Source organism: Sporosarcina contaminans (assembly GCF_042679045.1).
In the GTDB taxonomy this organism is placed as follows: domain Bacteria; phylum Bacillota; class Bacilli; order Bacillales_A; family Planococcaceae; genus Sporosarcina; species Sporosarcina contaminans.
This window is the reverse complement of the sequence record NZ_JBHTLT010000110.1, coordinates 1-19,095: the sequence shown is the minus strand read 5'-3', so window position 1 is coordinate 19,095 and position 19,095 is coordinate 1. Positions and strand designations below refer to the sequence as shown.

At 41.7% G+C, this 19,095-nt stretch carries 14 protein-coding genes and 1 riboswitch; of the genes, 11 read left to right on the top strand and 3 right to left on the bottom strand.

Annotated elements, in window-relative coordinates; translation table 11 throughout:
- Positions 1 to 146 precede the first annotated feature (146 nt).
- A riboswitch (SAM riboswitch) is annotated at positions 147 to 252 on the bottom strand.
- Positions 253 to 584: 332 nt separating this feature from the next.
- The 7 genes from ACFQ38_RS13370 (at position 585) to ACFQ38_RS13340 (ending at position 9,776) form a co-directional block, all read left to right on the top strand.
- Positions 585 to 1,148: a lysophospholipid acyltransferase family protein gene (locus ACFQ38_RS13370; RefSeq protein ID WP_336824329.1), complete on the top strand. Its 564-nt coding sequence runs from the start codon at positions 585 to 587 to the stop codon at positions 1,146 to 1,148.
- Positions 1,149 to 1,222: 74 nt separating this feature from the next.
- A complete protein-coding gene (locus ACFQ38_RS13365) occupies positions 1,223 to 2,467 on the top strand; it encodes a serpin family protein (protein WP_381481444.1) in 1,245 nt (414 codons plus the stop codon).
- Positions 2,468 to 2,638: 171 nt separating this feature from the next.
- Positions 2,639 to 2,761: an RAxF-45 family protein gene (locus tag ACFQ38_RS13360; RefSeq protein WP_381481441.1), complete on the top strand. Its 123-nt coding sequence runs from the start codon at positions 2,639 to 2,641 to the stop codon at positions 2,759 to 2,761.
- Positions 2,762 to 3,170: 409 nt separating this feature from the next.
- Positions 3,171 to 4,820 carry a ribosomal protection-like ABC-F family protein gene (gene abc-f / locus ACFQ38_RS13355; protein ID WP_336824332.1) on the top strand — a complete coding sequence of 550 codons (1,650 nt, stop codon included), beginning with the start codon at positions 3,171 to 3,173 and terminating at the stop codon, positions 4,818 to 4,820.
- 49 nt (positions 4,821 to 4,869) lie between these two features.
- Positions 4,870 to 5,985 (top strand): DNA polymerase III subunit beta, encoded by a 1,116-nt coding sequence (gene dnaN / locus ACFQ38_RS13350; protein ID WP_381481439.1) that lies wholly within the window; start codon positions 4,870 to 4,872, stop codon positions 5,983 to 5,985.
- A 949-nt stretch (positions 5,986 to 6,934) separates the two neighbouring features.
- Positions 6,935 to 7,504, top strand: coding sequence for a TetR/AcrR family transcriptional regulator (locus tag ACFQ38_RS13345; RefSeq protein WP_381481450.1), 570 nt, complete (start codon positions 6,935 to 6,937; stop codon positions 7,502 to 7,504).
- A 70-nt stretch (positions 7,505 to 7,574) separates the two neighbouring features.
- A complete protein-coding gene (locus ACFQ38_RS13340; protein ID WP_381481436.1) occupies positions 7,575 to 9,776 on the top strand; it encodes a YhgE/Pip family protein in 2,202 nt (733 codons plus the stop codon).
- A 44-nt stretch (positions 9,777 to 9,820) separates the two neighbouring features.
- On the opposite strand, the gene ACFQ38_RS13335 is transcribed toward ACFQ38_RS13340, so the two are convergent.
- The 3 genes from ACFQ38_RS13335 to ACFQ38_RS13325 form a co-directional block, all read right to left on the bottom strand.
- Positions 9,821 to 10,720, bottom strand: coding sequence for an SDR family oxidoreductase (locus ACFQ38_RS13335; RefSeq protein ID WP_381481448.1), 900 nt, complete (start codon positions 10,718 to 10,720; stop codon positions 9,821 to 9,823).
- Between the two features lie 189 nt (positions 10,721 to 10,909).
- Positions 10,910 to 12,394, bottom strand: coding sequence for a DASS family sodium-coupled anion symporter (locus ACFQ38_RS13330; protein ID WP_381481434.1), 1,485 nt, complete (start codon positions 12,392 to 12,394; stop codon positions 10,910 to 10,912).
- Positions 12,395 to 13,318: 924 nt separating this feature from the next.
- Positions 13,319 to 14,632, bottom strand: a complete 1,314-nt coding sequence (locus ACFQ38_RS13325; protein ID WP_381481432.1) for a short-chain fatty acid transporter — start codon at positions 14,630 to 14,632, stop codon at positions 13,319 to 13,321.
- A gap of 143 nt (positions 14,633 to 14,775) precedes the next feature.
- On the opposite strand from ACFQ38_RS13325, the gene ACFQ38_RS13320 reads away from it, so the two are divergent.
- The 4 genes from ACFQ38_RS13320 to ACFQ38_RS13305 all read left to right on the top strand — a co-directional run bounded on the left by ACFQ38_RS13320 (position 14,776) and on the right by ACFQ38_RS13305 (position 19,034).
- The gene (locus ACFQ38_RS13320) at positions 14,776 to 16,908 is read left to right on the top strand and encodes a beta-propeller domain-containing protein (RefSeq protein WP_381481430.1); all 2,133 of its coding nucleotides are present in this window, start codon (positions 14,776 to 14,778) and stop codon (positions 16,906 to 16,908) included.
- Positions 16,909 to 17,183: 275 nt separating this feature from the next.
- On the top strand, positions 17,184 to 17,930 hold the full coding sequence (locus ACFQ38_RS13315) for a threonine/serine exporter family protein (RefSeq protein WP_381481446.1): 747 nt from the start codon (positions 17,184 to 17,186) through the stop codon (positions 17,928 to 17,930).
- Positions 17,931 to 17,945: 15 nt separating this feature from the next.
- The gene (locus tag ACFQ38_RS13310; protein WP_336824340.1) at positions 17,946 to 18,392 is read left to right on the top strand and encodes a threonine/serine exporter family protein; all 447 of its coding nucleotides are present in this window, start codon (positions 17,946 to 17,948) and stop codon (positions 18,390 to 18,392) included.
- Between the two features lie 51 nt (positions 18,393 to 18,443).
- Positions 18,444 to 19,034, top strand: coding sequence for a hypothetical protein (locus ACFQ38_RS13305; protein ID WP_336824341.1), 591 nt, complete (start codon positions 18,444 to 18,446; stop codon positions 19,032 to 19,034).
- Positions 19,035 to 19,095: the final 61 nt, after the last annotated feature.

Sequence of the window (19,095 nt, the reverse complement as noted above, 5' to 3'; positions counted from 1 at the left end):
CGCGAGCTACTTTCAGTATTAAATGAGAAAAATACAAGAACAGGTGGCGAAAAACGATTCGTTTTTCGCCACCTGTTCTATTTTAGGGACTTATTGGACAGCCCCGTCTCTACTAATATTGTAGAATACGAAAAAAAGCTTCTCTCTTCTTATCTTTCAAACAGAAAACTGTTTGCAGGAATTGGCACGTAGTTTTAAAAAACCGTTGCCGAGATGTCATTGGGCCTGTCCCTCAATCTCTCTTGATAAGAAATTTTGTATGAAATTTGAATTGCTTACAACTTTACCACGGTTGAAAATAATGTCAACTAAGTTTGTTAATATTTTTAAAGATTAAATATAAAAACAAGTCTGATTACATAGGGTGAAAGAAATGATGAAGTTCCGCTTTTCATAGCAAGATGATGGTTATATACAGTTATATTTGTTGCATTTAAAAATAAAAAGCATCTTTCAATTATAAAGATATGCGACAAATTTTTACAATTAGGCAGTCGGATTAAGTGCCTGATTAGTTGTAAAAGAATGTAGTTTGTCTATAATTAGTACCAGGCATTATACGTTGATGATAACGGGAGGGTGACATGTATAAATTAACAGCCACTTTGGCGAAAATCATCTTTTTCTTCATCGCCAAAATTGAATTGAAGAATACATACAAACTGCCTGAGAATGGGGGATATGTAATTACTTGCGCACACCGAGGCTGGTTGGAAATAATCGCGCTCGGTATTTCATTGCCGCGCCCGATTCACTTCATGGCAAAAAAGGAGCTCTTTAGCAGAAAAATAGTAGCTGCGTTCTTAACGAGCATAAATGCCTTTCCAATTGACCGTGAAAATCCATCACCAAGCAGTATTAAAACACCTGTAAAACTACTGAAGTCCGGTGAAATTGTTGGGATATTTCCAAGCGGAACAAGGGCGGCTGAGAATGCTCCGATAAAACGTGGAGCCGTCACCATTGCTGGTTTGGCAAGAGTACCGATCGTTCCGGTTACATATGAAGGTCCGGCAAATCTGAAAGACATTTGGAAGTGCCGAAAAGCAACGATTACAATTGGCGACCCATTCATTATTGAGAAAACGGGTAAAGAAGAAATAGGAGCATATACGGAGAAATTAGAAAGGGAAATCACCTTGGTTTGAATGCATATTTTCATAAAAAACTTGTAACCTTTTCCATCTGAAACAAGTCTACGTTTCCAAGGAGAGTGATTCATTTGAAAAAGAAAATTACCGCTTCTCTTGTTGGAATGAGCCTTCTGCTGCCTATGACGGGATGTGGAACTTCGAATGAAGGAAATCTTCAAATTGCGGAGGGTGTTGAATTTGGCGAAAAGGACTATGAAAAAATAGTGGATCCTTCCAATGAATTAGGATTTAAACTGATGGATCAAATCGATATCGATGACAAAGGAAATCTGTTTATTTCTCCTACGAGTCTATGGATGGCTTTGGCGCTCGTCTATAACGGGGCAGACGACGCGACAAAGGAAGAAGTCGCGAAAACGTTGCAAGTGAATGGTCTGGAGCCGATGGACGTGAATAGATCGAACGCATCCCTTATGACGGTGTTAAATAAGGATTTGAAGAATATCCAGCTACAAATTGCCAATTCGATATGGCTAAATGAAGAATTTAAATTCCAAGAACCGTTTTCTCAACGGACTAAAGATTATTTCAATGCAAAAATTGAAGAAATCGACATTAAGAGCAACGACTCACCTAAACGAATCAATGACTGGGTTGAAAGAGCGACGAATGGCAAAATCGACAAGATAGTTGATGGGACATTAGACGAAAATCTTGTTGCAATGCTGCTGAACGCGATTTATTTCAAAGGGGATTGGAAGTACCCGTTTGATAAGAAAGATACAGAAAATCGAAACTTCAGTTTGACGGACGGAACCGAAAAAGAGGTGCCTTTCATGAAGCTTGAAGAAAAGCTGTCTTATACCGCCAACTACGAATTCCAAGCAATCAAACTTCCATATGGAGAAGGTGAAATGAGCATGACAATCGTCCTTCCGAATGAGCAAAAAAGCTTCAAGGAATTTAAAGATACGTTGTCGGCTGAAAAGTGGACAGCGCTCCAGTCTGATTTCAATAGCTTGAAAGGAACTTTGTTACTTCCGAAATTTAAGATGGAATATGAAGCAGAGCTTAATGACGCATTGGAAGCACTCGGCATGACAAGTGCATTTACGGACAAGGCTAATTTCAGCAAGATGGTTGAAGGCGATTCCTCGTTATTCATTAGCAAAGTGAAGCAAAAAACATATATTGATGTGAATGAAGAAGGTACGGAAGCGGCTGCAGTGACGGGTATATCGGTCGATACGGCATCCGCGCCGGCAGACGATCCATTCGTCATGGAAGTAAACCGACCGTTTTTCTTTACGATTACGGATGATGAAACGGGAGTTGTGCTATTCATAGGATTTGTCGCAAATCCTGAAATGTAGAAACTCAATTCATTGTAACTCCTCCAATAGGTTTTCTTTGTACTTTCATAAGAATTAAAAATAACGTTATTCATGGGAGATGTAGTAAATTTAGAAATGTAGAAAAATTTAATTGTAATTGTGTTTATCCCATGATACACTATTTTTACTATTACTGAACGGAGGTGAGGAATGATGTTGGACACTGTGTATGCACGTGAAAGTCTATTGGAATATTTAGCCACTTCATGTGCGATTACTCATGAAATTGCCGTCAACGGGATACGTATGCCCTTTTTTAGACAATTTCAGTAATCACACAGCTGTTTAGCACATCATTCCTTACTATTGAAGTAGGAAGGGATTGCTCAGTGGCAGTCAAATATTGTAGACAATCTCAGTTTTCTTTGGTGCGTTCCTCAGACTGATTGAAAGCGCTTGTCGGGGAAGGCAACCTAAAAGCTCCACATCCTATAGGTGCCTTAATTTCTGCAAAGAACGCAGAAATTAAGGCAAATCGAACCCTTCGCTGTTCGATTGGCAACGGTTGCATGACTCACTTCCTGCGAGCCCGCGGGAAGCGAATCGAACTCTATTTCATGAGCTTACAACGAATCCAAGCAACGAAGAATGCGAGCACTTGTCAACAGTGAAAGACTGCTTAAACGCAGTCTTTTTTTGTGCGCTCTCAGCTGTGAAAACAGAATGAGAGGAAGCGGAAATAATGATTTGTACAATACAGAAGGTTAGCAAGATGTTAGGCGGCAATATAATTTTTGAAAATTTATCCTTAGAAATTCAGACTGGCGATCGAGTGGGAGTCGTCGGACGGAATGGCAGCGGAAAAACGACTTTATTTAAATTGATTGCGGGGATAGAACAAGTAGATTCCGGTTCAATTCATTTTAAAAAAGGAACGAAAATCGGGTATTTATCGCAAATCCCGACCTTCGATCATCCAGTGACGGGCCATGACGTGTTAAAAAGTGCATTTACAGAGTTGATTGAAATAGAGAAGAAGCTTCAACAACTGGAAGTGAAATTGGCAAGTGCGGAGATAGAGCAAATGGAGCGGCTGCTATCGCAATATGGCGAGTTGCAGGAAACATTCATCCAACGAAACGGCTATGCAATGAATTCGGAAATTGAAAAAGTCATTAACGGACTTCAATTAAGGAAGTTTGTCGATCGAGACTTTGCGGATATGAGCGGCGGAGAACAGACGAAGACGATGTTAGGCAGACTGCTTTTGTCGAATCCTGACTTATTATTGTTAGATGAGCCGACAAATCATTTGGATTTATTCGCAGTGGAATGGCTTGAACAGTATTTGTCGGAATATGATGGCACAGTTGTCATCGTGTCGCATGACCGAGCTTTCTTAGATTGCGTTGTAGGTAAAATAGCAGATTTGGAAGAAGGAGAACTGCAGTTGTATCATGGCAACTACAGCTCGTTTGCTCAACAAAAAGAGGAGCGGCTGCTGCGGGAATTCCAGGACTATGAAGAACAACAAAAGAAAATCAAGAAAATGAAAGAAGCGATCAAACGGTTAAAAATATGGGCAAATGAGGCAAATCCACCGAATGCGGGGCTGCATAGGCAAGCTCGCAATATGGAGCGGGCGCTTGAACGGATGGAGAAAATTAGGAAGCCGCTCATTGATCCTAAGAAAATGGCACTCTCTTTTGAAGCATCGGATCGCAGCGGGAAAGAGGTCGTCGTCATGGAAGGAGTATGCAAATCGTTCGGCGAGCAACAAATTTTGTTTGATGCGGATTTGCATATTTATTGGAAGGATCGGGCGGCGATTGTCGGTCAAAACGGCAGCGGCAAATCAACGATCTTGAAATTGCTTACAAGTCAACTGCATGCAGATGAAGGAACATGTAAATTAGGGAGCAATGTAAAAACAGGTTATCTTTCGCAACATTTTGAAGTGAAAAATCCGAAGGCTCGCCTAATCGATGTATTTCGGGAAGAGGTTAGTGTGGAAGAGGGCGAAGCGAGACATATTTTAGCAAAATTTATGTTCTATGGGCCCGATGTATTCAAGCGGATGGGCGATTTGAGCGGCGGGGAAAGGATGAGGCTACGTCTAGCACAGCTTATGCATCAAGACGTGAACTTTCTTTTATTGGACGAACCGACGAACCACCTCGATATTGAATCCCGTGAGGTACTTGAAGATGCATTGGAAGATTTTACAGGGACGATTTTGGCAGTATCTCATGACCGTTACTTTTTAAATAAATTATTCACCCGAACAGCGTGGCTTGAAGAAGGGGACTTGACGCTGTTTGAAGGACCGTTTGATTGGGCGCGAGCGAAGTGGGAAGAACTGCGTGTTGTTGATAGCGGGAATGGGCAATGAGTTATTTTGAGTTATAGAAAATTGTAAGTGAATAAGGGGGAGCCAATACATGAATCTCATCGTAGATCATTCGATAGTATCAACTGCAGTTTCTGACCTTCAAAAGGTTTGCGCAACAAAAAGCGTTATCCCAATCCTCTCAGGAATTAAGATTGAGGCGGAAAAAGGCGCAATCAAGCTAACTGGCGGCAACTCAGAAATGTTTATGGAAAAGATGATTCCGATTGAGGGGAATGGGGAAATCATTGAAGAAGGCAGCGTCGTAGTAGTGGCTAAGTACTTAAATGAACTGCTTAAAAAATTTCCGGGAAAAATTCAATTAAATGCGAGCGAGAAAAGCACTGTCATCATTAAATCTGGAGACATTACAACGAAGCTCAATCGTTTACATGTTGAACAATATCCCAAACTCCCAGCTTTTCAGTCATCGTATAACGTGAAAATGACATTAGGAGATTTAAAAGAGGCGATTAAGCAAACGTTATTCGCTGTTTCTAAAAGTGACAGCAAACCAGTGCTAACAGGTGTACAGTTTGTGTTCCAAAAAGGGAAACTTATTCTCACAGCGACCGATTCAAACCGCCTTTCCCGAAAAATGCTGCAAGTTCACTCAGAACATATGGAAAGCATAGTTGTGCCAGACTACTGCCTAAATGAGATATTGAATATAAAGGAAGCTGACGCGTCAGTCATTGAAATCGCTCACGATCGTAACCTGATTGCCATAAAAGTTAATAATACAACACTTCTATCGGTGCTGATTGAAGGACATTACCCAGACATTAGGGCATTGATTCCAAACGAATTTATCTCAAGGGTGAAAGTAAACAGGAAAAAATTGCTTGCAGGAGTAGAACGAGCATGTATATTCTCAGGATCATCGAAGCACAACGACGTCAATTTAAGACTATGCGATGGTGACTCCATCAAAATTACTTCCATTTCTACAGAAATCGGCATGATTGAAGAATACCAAAAGGTGCATACCGAAGGAGAAACCAACTTTTCGATTACATTGGATGGAAGATATCTTATAGAAGCGTTAAAAGGAATAAAAGAAGAGGAGATTACAATGCAATTCAATGGAAATATGAAACCAATTGTATTGAAATCGGAAAATAATCCATCGTATTTGCAGCTTATCTCACCGCGGAGAGCACATTGATTTTTTTTATAAACGAATAATTGCCCCTTAACTTTTTAGTTAGGGGGTTTTAGTTATTGTTCGCGGATGGGAGAGTTGTAATGGCGTGATCAATGATTTTGACAAATTAAAGGTTTAAGAACAGTGGGATAGCGTTACTAGATCAAACCAGTTTTATGCGTATCGAATCGTGGGACATTATAAATTTAGTAGCGTAGGCGCCTTCCAAGTGGCAGCGGAGCATAAGACTGTTTGTGTACGGACGCTAACGAGACTTATGGTGAGAAGCTACGCCAGCGCCGGAGCGGATTATAAAAGAGATGGAAAATAGCTGACTTTATGAGTATGTGGGATGCTGTTATGCGTGGCTAAGCAGTTTTATGCGCGGCAGATATGAATTATGTTTCTCTGTACCGTTTTATGCGAGCTGTGAGAGCATTATGCGTTTCAGAAGCAATTTATGCGTGTTGGATCGTAGGTTATGCGTTTCTGTGATGCAGGAGTGACAGTAGCGTAGGCACCTTCCAAGCGGCAGCGGAGCATAAGACTGTTTGTGTACGAACGCTAACGAGACTTATGGTGAGAAGCTACGCCAGCGCCGGAGCGGATTATAAAAGGGATGGAAAATAGCAGACTTTATGAGTATGTAGGATGCTGTTATGCGTGGCAAACCAGTTTTATGCGTGGCAGATATGAATTATGAGTTTCTGTACTGTTTTACGCGAGCTGTGAGAGCATTATGCGTTTTAAAAGCAATTTATGCGTGTTGGATCGCAGGTTATGCGTTTCTGTGATGCAGGAGGCATCCGCCAGCGCCGGAGCGGATATAAAAGAGATGGATAGTAGAATTTTATTCCAAAATACAAGAAAAAGCCTTGCAATTTATTTTCAAGCTGTGTATAGTATTGACCAGATGACCGAAATAGTATTTTGGTCAGTTGTAGTCGATGATGACTCTGGAGGTGAAGAATTGGATCGCAGACAAGAAATATTGGAAGCGGCAGCTAAATCTTTTTCTTTGTTCGGCTATAAAGCGACGACAATGGATCAAGTGGCGAAAATCGCAAATGTTGGCAAAGGGACGATTTACACGTTTTTCGCGAATAAAGAAGAACTCTTTAATGCCATTGTACTTCAAATGATTGAAGAAATGCGAGCTGTGTCGGACGCTGTTGCAGTAGAAGGAGCTTCATTTGAGCAAAACGCGCATGCGAGATTGATGCAAATGCTTAAATTTAGGAAAACGCATCTACTGTATGCAAAATTAATCGACGAAGAAAAAGAACTTCGCACGCCAGCTGTCATCGAAGTGCTATCTACCATTGAGCAGGAAATCGTTTCTTATGTGCGGGCGAAAATCGAGCGCGCCATCGAGAAGGGTGAGCTCAAACCTTGTGATACGGAGTTAGTGGCGTATCTTATCTTTAAGGCGTATCTTGCATTTGTTGTAGATTGGGGCAAAACACATGATGAGGAATTGTCCGAAGAACGGATCGCAGGATTGTTGAGCGGTACTATTTTTAAAGGTCTCTTAGCCTGAGACTTTCTTTTTTATCGCATAATGACCATAAAACTATTACGGTCACTTAGTTTTAATTGGAGGAATGACAATGAAGAAAACAATGACAGGAGCCGAGTGGAAACAGCTTTTGCGTTCCCGTAAAATGCTCGTTCCGATGATCGCGATTCTCTTCATTCCAGTTTTGTATGCAGGCATGTTCTTATGGGCTTTCTGGGATCCATACGCAAATATGGATGCTTTGCCTGTTGCAATTGTTAATATGGATGAAGGGGCCGAGATGGACGGAGAACAGTTGGCGCTCGGCGATGAATTAATTAGTAAGTTAGAGGATAGTAGCGATTTTAATTTCCATGTGCTGTCCAGAGAGGATGCAGAGGAAGGCTTAAGACAGCAGAAATATTATATTGCAATTGAAATTCCGGAGAATTTTTCACAACATGCAACAACACTTTTAGACGATAATCCGGAAAAAATGACGATTATTTATAAACCGAACGAAGGATTTAACTTCCTCTCCGCTCAAATTGGTGAAACGGCGATGGATCGGATACGGATGAAAGTGAATGAGGAAGTGACTGCGACGTATGCAGAGCAATTGTTTGATTCCATAAAAGAAATGGGCGATGGCTTTGGCGAAGCAGCGGACGGTACACAGAAGTTGCTCGATGGTGCTTCGGAGTTAGCTGATGGAACAGAGGATCTGAAAGGATATCTTGAAACATTGGCCGCAAGCACGATTACGTTGAAAGATGGATCCGCTGAGCTTGCAAAAGGTACGAATGAAGCAGCTAAAGGCGCCAATGAATTGAATAAAGGAATCGGTACATTGTCAGCAGGTGCAGTGGAGCTTCAAAAAGGAGCGAAGCAAGCGGCAGGCGGGGCAACGAATTTACAGCAAGGCCTTACGCAATATACGGAGAGCGTAGCGCAGTTGAAAGCGGCATATGCTCAAGTAGGCCAAAAAGAAAAAGAGTTCGGCCAGGCAGTCGGTACGTTAAGTGAGAAGGCAGGCGCATTACATGGTGCTGCGAATAAACTGACTGACGGTGCAAAAAGCGTCAATGCAGGCATTAATAATTTATCCGAGCAATTATCTCCAATCATAGCTACCTTACCTGAAGAGCAGCAAGCGGGCTTGAAAGCAGCTCTGCAGCAATTGCAGCAAGGCAGTGCAGAATTGTCCGGCGGCATGACGGAATTATCTTCTGGAACGGCAGCGCTTCAAGAAGGCGCGTCCCAAGTGAATGGGGCTGCTGGACAATTGCGTGACGGACATGCGCAAGCACTTGCGGGGCTTGAAAAATTGGACGGTTCATCTGCTCAATTAACGAGTGGTGCAGCGTCGCTTGCAGAAGGAAACAACGCGTTGGCAGCGGGCTTAAACAGCCTTGCAGAAGGTGTAGCTGCAGCGCAAAAAGGTTCTTCCGATCTATCAGCTGGCTTGAACGAATTGAATGCTGGTACAGGAACGTTGCAGGAAGGAACAGGCACGCTAGCCTCTAAATCAAGAGAGCTTGCGGATGGTTCTTCGAAATTGACGGATGGCATGAAAGAATTAAATGATGGTACTCTCACATTGCAAGAAAAATTATCTGAAGCAAATGAAACAGCAAGCGAAGTAAACCCTAACGAAAAGACCTATGAAATGGCATCAGCACCGGTTAAAGTCGACAAGGAAGGCATTTATGAAGTGCCGAATTATGGTACAGGTTTTGCACCTTATTTCATCTCTTTAGGGCTATTTGTAGGCGCATTGCTCCTATCGATCGTCTTCCCGATGGTTGAACCGGCAATGCCTCCGACTGGTCCATTTAGATGGTTTACAAGTAAGGTATCTGTTTTAACGATTGTAGGCATTATCCAAGCGCTTGTCGCAGTACTCATTATTAAGTTTGCGCTTCATATGGAAACGGTAAATATGCCGATGGTCATTGTGACGGCAATCTTAACAAGCTTTACATTCATTGCAATCGTTCAAATGCTTGTATCGATGTTCAGCGATGCAGGACGGTTTATGGCAATCCTTGTGTTGATTCTTCAATTGACGACGAGTGCAGGAACATTCCCATTGGAATTAATTCCTGAACCGCTTCAAGTTTTCAATACATTATTGCCGATGACGTATTCGGTCCAAGCATTTAAAGCGTCGATCTCTACTGGGGATATGGCACATCTGTGGGCGAATAATGGTGTACTGATCGGTTTTACAGTAGCATGTTTATTAATTACTTTCGGTTATTTCGCTTTACTTTTCAAAAAAAGATATTCAAAAGAAACAGTAGAAGCATAATGAAAAGCGATCCGTGGACGGAAAATGTCCATCGGATCGCTTTTTTATGAGCCTACATAGTCTCCGCCGTCAACATGGATTGTTTGTCCTGTCATGTAGCTTGAGTCATTTGAAGCAAGGAACACATAGGCTGGCGCATTTTCAGCTGGTTGGCCGCGTCGTTTGACAGGTGTATCGGAGCCGTGTTGCTCAACCTTTTTGGCATCGAAAGACGCTGGGATGAGCGGCGTCCAAATCGGTCCGGGTGCAACTGCATTTACGCGTATCCCTTTATCTGCCAAATTCAATGCTAAGGAACGAGTGAAAGTAGTAATTGCTCCTTTCGTCGCTGAATAATCGATCAACCCCGGGGATCCGTTATAAGCGGTTACGGAAGAAGTGTTGATAATGCAATCTCCTTCTTTCATATGTGATAAAGCCGCTTTGGATAAAAAGAATAGCCCAAAGAAATTCGTCTCGAAAGTTTCTCTCAGCTGATCTCCTGAAATAGTAGCAATATCATCTTGCGGGAATTGTTTGCCGGCGTTATTAACCAAAATGTTCAAACTGCCGAATTCAGTGATGACTTCATCGATTAGTTTTTCGCAGTTTTCTTCTTCGCTAATATCGATTCTAATTTTTTTCGCTTTACCGCCGTATTTTTTTATAAGTTCTACTGTATGATCCGCATCGACGTCTTCCACTTCATCCAAATAGGCAATCGCAACATTGGCTCCTTCTTTCGCAAATGCAACTGCAACTGCTCGTCCGATGCCGCTATCTCCGCCGGTAATTAAAGCATTTTTCCCAGAAAGTTTCCCGGAACCTTTATAATTTTCGTCATCATACAGTGGGGCAGGATTCATTTTTGCTTCTACACCAGGCTGATGATTTTGTGTTTGTGGTGGCACTTGGTCTTTTTTCTCGAATTTGTCGTTTGTCAATTCTGCTTCCTCCTTCATCATATAAGCTATAATTTGGTATTCCCTTTTTCGTAGCATAAAAACAAATAGCATAAGACAAAGAAAATAGGCGGCTGATCGGTTGGGATAAACCTGCGCGGTTTAACTGAAATGTTGGTAAATACTGTTATGCTTGTTTATAAACAAAAAAGGAACCAAGTAGAGGATTGACTGCCTTGGTTCCTTTATTCATTAAAGCAATCCGACCCATTTCCAGTACGTCGCACTGAACAGCAATATGAGCAAATAGCCAATGATTGTCAATGGTACACCGGATTTCAAAAAGTCTTTTACGGTAAATGAACCGGTTCCGTATGCCAACATGTTTTGCGGTGCACTTACTGGCAGCAAGAAGCCGAAACTGATGACGAATTGCTGGATGAGGACGAATCCGACTTCATTGACATCGATTGCAATCGTCGTTGCCAATGCAATGAAAATTGGAATTAAAGCGGATGATAAGCTCGTGGCACTCGCAAATCCTAAGTGAATTAAAATATTGAATAACGAAAGCAAGGCGATTGTTGCAATCAGCGGCATATGATCGAGTCCCATAGCTCCAAACACTTTGTCTGACAACCATTGGGCACCTGTTGTATCCAATAAGAGAGTTCCTAAAGCAATTCCTACCGCAAAGACGATGATCGTTCCCCAAGGGATGAGACGCTCTACCGTTTTCCAATCGAACACCCCGATTTTTGGTGTAAGCAATATTGCAATCGCCACTAATGTAACGGTCGTTGTATCCAACGGGTGAAGTTTTTCCTCGGTCGCCCAAAGGAATAGAAGTGCTAGCGAAATGACGATGAGCCGAATTTCCGCTGGTTTTATCGGACCTAACTCTTTTAATTGCCCCTCAATCAATTCTTTTCCACCTTCAACGACTTGTGTTTCGGGTTTTATAAGCTTTATCATGACACAATATAAAACGACGGACATAATGATCGACCAAGGTGCTGCATATAAGAACCAAGAACTCCAAGCGACCGATACGCCAAATTCTTTCTCGATAAACCCTAATGCAACCATATTTTGAGCCGCCCCCGTTTTGATTCCGATATTCCATATGGAAACGGATTGTGCCGCTGTTATGACGAGTAATGCACCGAGCCGGCTATTATGCGGCAAGCCGAAAGCGGCCACCATGCCTAATAGAATTGGAACAACTGCACCTGCTCTTGCGGTTGCACTTGGCACGAAAAATGCCAAAATAATGGAAACTAAAATGGCCCCGAAAACGATAGCCCCCGTTTTCACGCCAACTTTCGATAAAATGTACAAAGCGAGCCGTTTATGCAAATTGGTCGCCTGCATGGCAGCAGCTAAGAAAAGTGCAGCTGCAACTAATGCAACGGCAGAGTTTGAAAAGCCGCCCAACGCCATTGTTAGAGCGTTTTTCGTACCGACAATTGTATCTGGGTTCGCAATATCTGGGGAAAATCCAATTAGAAGGGCGACGAGACCGATAATCATCGCAGCGCTTACAGGGTAAGAGACAGCTTCGGTCACCCATAAAATAACTGCAAAAGCCAATATAGCCAATGCGCGCTGTCCCATAACCGGTAAATCATGAGGTGTCGGCAAAAGGACAATGATAATCATGACAATAAATGCGAGAGCAATCCATATTGGTTTCAAGTTCCTTTTGGGCTTTTCGGTAGCTGCAGTTTTGACCATGAAGTTTCAATCCCTTTCTCTATTTATTGAGTTTGAAGTGACAATGTGATTGGCAAAGCATGATCTGTCGTATAGATTACCCGTTCGGTGATATTTGAAAACAGGGAGGGAATAGGGGCACTTGTTTGATTCAGAAAAAAACCGCAACGCCCGAAAAGGACGCTGCGGATATATAATAGATGATCTGTAATTATAAAATGCGGGTTTTAGCTCCATCAGCTATTGTGATATGGATATTTCTTGAATAGGCGTTATTAATAGGTCTAAAAACATCTGATACATCTATAAGTTCCTGTAATTTGACAGTTCTCGTACGCTTCCCCTCAATTGTGATCGTATATGGACCATTCAAATTCATGAGGGATTCCACTTGCGAGCCAACTTCCACAAAGGGAGAGTCCAAGAAATTTAGTTGAAAAGTGACCGTGTCGCTTGAATGGTTAAATAGCTCCAGCTCACATTTTCCGTGCAATAAACCATCAATAACAGTTTCAAAGTCACATTTGCCGCTTCGATCGTATGATATCGCATAGATGTCACTCGCGAAATTATTTTGATAAACCGATATAAGAAGCCCCGGTAATACTGTGTAGATGATTAAGACGGAAAGAACTGGCGGAAATAGTATTTCTTTATCCCGATGATGAGTAAGATCAAGGCGATGATCAATAAAATGGTTCCTATAATGCCATACATAATATAACCGTCCGCATTTTTGATCGGAAGGAACATGAACGCTACTAAGGAGTTTCCTGATTTGTTGTTGGGAAACGGGAAATATAAACATATGCATATACAAAAAAGGATTGCTGAGATAATCAGTACGGATTTATTTTTTATCAATAGATCCCGCCTCCCCTACGTGCTCATTTAACAAGTGACAACGAGTCTTTTTCACTTATTCAAAACTTGAAAGAAGAACGACTAAAAGAAGAGCAATCCTGCACTAATGACGATCCCACTCAGAAGTAAGATGAACACACAGTAGCCCATAATGTCCTTTGCTCGCAATCCCGCGATCGCAAGTGCAGGCAATGCCCAAAACGGCTGGATCATATTTGTCCAAGCATCACCCCAAGCAATGGCCATCGCGGTTTTTGAATAGCTGACGCCTAATGTTTGTGCAGCATCTAACATGATCGGTGCTTGTACTGCCCATTGTCCGCCGCCTGATGGAACGAAGAAATTTACAAGACCGGCTGCGTAGAAAGTAAAGAGCGGAAACGTCACTTCATTCGATATACTGACGAACCATCCCGACATGACAGCAGCAAGACCAGAATCAGTCATCATGCCCATAATGCCTGCATAAAACGGGAACTGGATAATAATTCCTCCCGTCGTTTTAACAGCATTGGCAACGGCAGCTAAGAATCGTTTCGGAGTGCCGTGGAAAATAATCCCCAACGTGAAGAACATTAAGTTGACGATATTTAAATTCAAATCGAAACCTTTTGTTGCAAAGTGATGAATTAAATAAATAATCCCCAAAGCCCCGATTAGCATGGAAAGTACTGTGCTGTTTTCTAACCGCTCAGCGGGAGTAAACTGTTCTTCTTTTTGGAATTCAGTTTCATCTTCTAATAGCGATGGATCAATTGTAATTGTATCATTCGGCTTTGGCATCATAAATCTGTTCAATAGTGGCACCGTAACGAATAAAATACCGACAATAAGTAGATTGTATGTAGAAAAAATCGTTTCGGATGTAGGAACTACACCCATATGATTTGCATAAGGATGACCTGCCGTTGCGATAGATAACGGAATAGAACCTCCTAAGCCCCCATGCCAGACGATAAATCCCGAATAAGCGCTGGCGATTAACAGCCGGTAATCGACGGTTGTTACCTTTTTCGCGATTTCTTTTGCAAACAAAGCACCAATAACAAGTCCGAATCCCCAGTTGATCCAACAAGCGATCAAAGAAATGACAGTGACGAGCAAAATAGCAGATCCTGGTGACTTTGCTGAACTTGATAGTGAACTTAGCACCTTCTTAAAAACTGGACTGCTTGCTAAAACATGCCCCGCAAGTAATACGATAACCATTTGCATCGTGAAAGATAGTAATTCCCAAAAGCCATCTCCCCAGTGAACGACCATGTCAAGTGGATTGGAATCAGTAAAAACTATGCCTAACGCAAAAACAACTAAAGTCAAAATCGCTACAAATATGTACGGATCTGGCAAGAAACGTTCCATTATTGTGTTTGACCATCTTGTGAGAGTTTTCATAAACATTTCCCCTTTCGTTTTTCCCCAATCAAGAATAGCATATTCCTTATATTCTATGAATATTTCCTTTTCGAAAGAGTGTAACTAAATTGGCTGTTAGCAGTCTAATAGTGAAAAGGGAGAATTCGAAAGGGTGAAATGTATTGAGAAAATCATTTCTTTGGTTCGGGACGATTTTGTTTGCAACAGTCATTGTGTTGCTATTTGCGTCCCAAAAAGTAGAGGTGCGTGCTGCTAATGTGGCGGTAGCAGAACATGGTTGGCAGGTGCATTTTTCTTCAGCTATAAATAAAAAAGCGATCGATGAAGGGCATGTTTTCATTACAAATTCAGCAAATAAGAAAGTAGATGCAGAATTAAAGCTTTCAGAAGATAGGAAAACGTTGAAAGTGAATGGACTAAAGGCTGATGAATATATGCTGAATTTGGAGGATGAGGCCGTTCATAGCAAGCTCTTTAAAACGTTAAAACAGAAAAAGATTGATTTCACTGTTTATGATTCGGTCAGTTCCGTTCAATCTGCAGAAGATTTAGAGGCGTATTTTGCGAGAGCAAAAAGCTTTTACGGAACGGATGCAATTGAGTATGAAGAAGAATCCTCTAATTCAGTATCAGTAGAATCGAGCGCCAAAGAAGATTCGGCAATCAGCGGCTCTGACCATTCAACGACAAACGTTCAAGTAGCGGGAGTAGATGAGGCGGACTTCGTCAAAACAGACGGCCAATATGTATATGCGATTAGCCAAGGAGAAAAAATCACGATTACGGATATCCGCAATCCGCAAAAAATGAAAGTCTTATCAGAGATTAAGCGAGAAGAAGGCTATAACCCAATGCAATTGTTTTTGCATGATGATCTATTAATCGTCTTAGGAAGTAAAATGGAACAAAATGATAGAAACGATAGACGCTATTACAATTTTGATCATTTTACGACAGTTCGACTGTATTCGATCACGGATAAGGCAAAGCCGCAGCTTATTCGGGAAATTGGCGCAGAAGGATACATGAACACGGCGCGTAAAACAGGTGATTTGTTATATGTTATAACGAATATGCAGCCGATGTATTGGATTATGGAAGATTTAGAAGGAGAAAAATTACGTCCCGCGCTTTATGATTCATCTGAGAAAAAAGCAAAATCTTATATGGCTTATGAAGACATTTCGATTTTACCAGGGGCTGTTGAGCCTACTTATTCCATTATTACTGCAATCGACTTATCGACTCCTGCAAAAAGCACTTTAAAGACGAAAGGATTTTTAGGGAGCAGCGAGATCGTGTACATGACGAAGGATCATCTATATTTAACAGCTACGCAATTTGAAAAAAATAATGGTATGGAAGAGAAGATGATTTGGAATCCGGAGAATATGTCGACAGCGTTTTTTAAATATAAATTGGACGGTGTCAATGTAACATTTCAACGTTCAGCTGAAATGAAAGGAACAGTGTTGAATCAATTTTCGATGGATGAGTATAATGATCATTTCCGTGTCGCAATGACAGAAGGAAATATGTGGAACACCCAAAGGCCATCGCAAAATCATTTATATATTTTCGATGAAAACATGAAATTGACTGGTTCGGTAAAAGGAATGGCAAAAGGGGAGCGCATTTACTCTGCAAGATTTATGGGAGAGAAAGCATATATCGTCACCTTTCGGGAAACTGACCCGTTATTTGTCATAGACGTAGCGAATCCTGCGAAACCGACCGTCTTAGGAGAATTAAAGATAGAGGGCTTCTCCAATTATTTGCATCCAATCGATGAAAATCATCTCATTGGTTTTGGATATGACACTGTCGCAGAGAAAAATCCTTCTGGCGGCGAGCCGATTATCCGGACGAAAGGGATGAAACTCTCTTTGTTTGACGTTACCGATTTTTCGAATCCGAAAGAGAAAGATAAAACAATTATCGGCGGCTCGGGAACGCATTCACCTTTGCAATATGATCATAAAGCACTGTTCAGGCAGCCGAAGCAAAACTTGTACGGTTTCCCTGCAAGTATTTATGAGGAAGGCGAGAAAAATCACGAGGTGAATTACATCGGTTCGGGAGCGTTGATTTATGAAATCACACCTGAAAAAGGAATTGTCCTAAAGGGTGATTTGATCAAGCGGAAAGCGAAGGGGCAGCAATATGAAGAATGGGAAAAGCAAATTCAGCGCATTATTTATAGCGGAAACCATCTGTATACACTTTCCCATTCCGAAATAACGAGTTATGAAATAGATACTTACAAAGAAACGGGCAAATTGAATATACAATGAAAACGGGACGAATTGTCCCGTTTTTTCTTTGAATTATGAGTTCAACTCATATAAGACAATCACTGTTAAAAAAGCGAAAGATACTGCTCCTTTTTCGATATTGTGTTTTTAAATATGCTTCGATAAGATGGGGTAAAGTGAAACTTCAAATGGGAGCGTTACAAGGTCTTATGCCTTTTACTGACTGATTGTTGAGCCGATTATAGCTATGCGATTACGGATAGAGATAACGCTGCCTGTTTAGGCGGGTTAAATAGAACAGACAAGGGGGGCTGATCTTGTCTACTGATAAAGAATTAGCGATTGATTGTTGCCTATTGGCTGGCCGACTTATGATGGAAGCGGGCGCGGAAACGTATCGGGTGGAAGATACGATGGAACGAATGGCTCGAACGCAGGAGCTTCATTCGATCGAAAGTTTTGTAACGCCAACTGGCATCATATTATCACCAGGCAGTCCGCATCATACAAAATTAAGCCGCATTAAAAATCGCTCGACCGATCTTGAGAAAATAGCGCTTGTCAACGATATTTCCAGAAAATTATCTACCGGCGATTACTCATTGGAGGAAGCGTATGATCGTTTGCGGAAAATTGAAAAGGCGAATGTATCATTTCCGGTTTGGTTGCAAATTTTGGCGGCAGGTATTGCAAGCGGCAGTTTTTTATTACTATTTGAAGGTATTTGGACCGATTTTCCAGCCGCAGTCCTTTCAGGGGCAATCGGCTATACTTTTGTAATGCTTATACAGGAATTAACAAAAGTGAAATTTTTTGCAGAATTTATTGCATCACTATTTGTCGCATTGATCGGTTATCTAGCGGTGCAGTTCCAGTTAGGTTCAGAGCTGGATAAAATCATAATCGGTGGTGTGATGCCGTTAGTTCCTGGACTGCTAATTACGAATGCTGTCCGGGACTTGATGGCGGGGCATTTCATGTCTGGTTTATCGAAAGGGGCGGAGGCATTTTTAACGGCTTTCGCGATCGGGGCGGGCGTCGCTTTAGTGCTGTCTTTCTGAAAGTAGGTGGTAGTTGTGCAATGGATTATTCAAGCGGTCCTAAGCTTTCTTGCGGCGACGGGCTTCGGCATCATATTCAATGCTCCAAGGAAGATGCTGCTCTATAGCGGCTTAGTTGGAATGGCTGGTTGGCTCGTCTATAGTCTTTTCAATACGATGACAGAAGATCCTGTTCGATCTTCGTTCTTAGGTGCGTTCGTAGTCGCGCTCGTTGCACATATATACGCAAGACGATTTAAAACACCGATGATCGTCTTTAGTGTGGCAGGTATAATTCCGCTCGTTCCAGGGGGGATGGCGTATAATGCAATGCGCCATATTGTGGAAAACGATTATCTCACTGCTATTTCATTCGCTTCACGGGCTTTCATGGTATCAGGTGCCATTGCGATGGGATTAGTATTCGCGGAAGTTTTCATTCAACTGATGTTCCGGACGCGCATGAGAAAAAGCAAATCTTGAAATCACAGCCATACGTTTTAAGATGACAAAACTGGTATTGGGGGAACCAAATTGAAAAAAGTATTTTTTTTTATGATTTTGCTACTTTCTTTTTCGTTGGTGGGCTGTGGGAGAAATTTGCAGATGAACTCCATTTCCGAAGCGAAGTTGTCTGAAAGGGAAAAAGCTATACTTACAAGTACAGCAGAACAATCTTTTGTATTTGATTTTACAACCGATGATCATTATAAAGAAGCGGAAGTGTGGGTAGATAAGTACGAGGCAGGTAAATTCATTGGCGAGGTCAATCATCTATCCATGGAAATCAAAAATAGCGGAACAATGATTTTTACGACATCAAGAATGTCTCAAGAAAGCGATCCAGCCACTTTTACTGTCAGTATAAGCAGCGATGGCAACATAGGTACTGGATGGAATCCGGAAATGATCAATAAAGAGGAAATGAGCGCCATTTGGGGAAGCAATTCATCAGATGCCATTTCGATCGAGGAAGATATCGTATTAGGTTATATCGGTTATGCAAGAAACGAACAGGAGAGTGTCAGCTCTCTATCTACCGGTTTTTACGGCGATATGGAAAATCGTATGGATGAGTTAGGAAAATTTGATATTGTATACTTATTGAAATGTAAATTCAAATAATTGGCGTTCGGTTACATGAAGAAAGGGGCTGTCCAATAAGTCCCTAAAATAGAACAGGTGG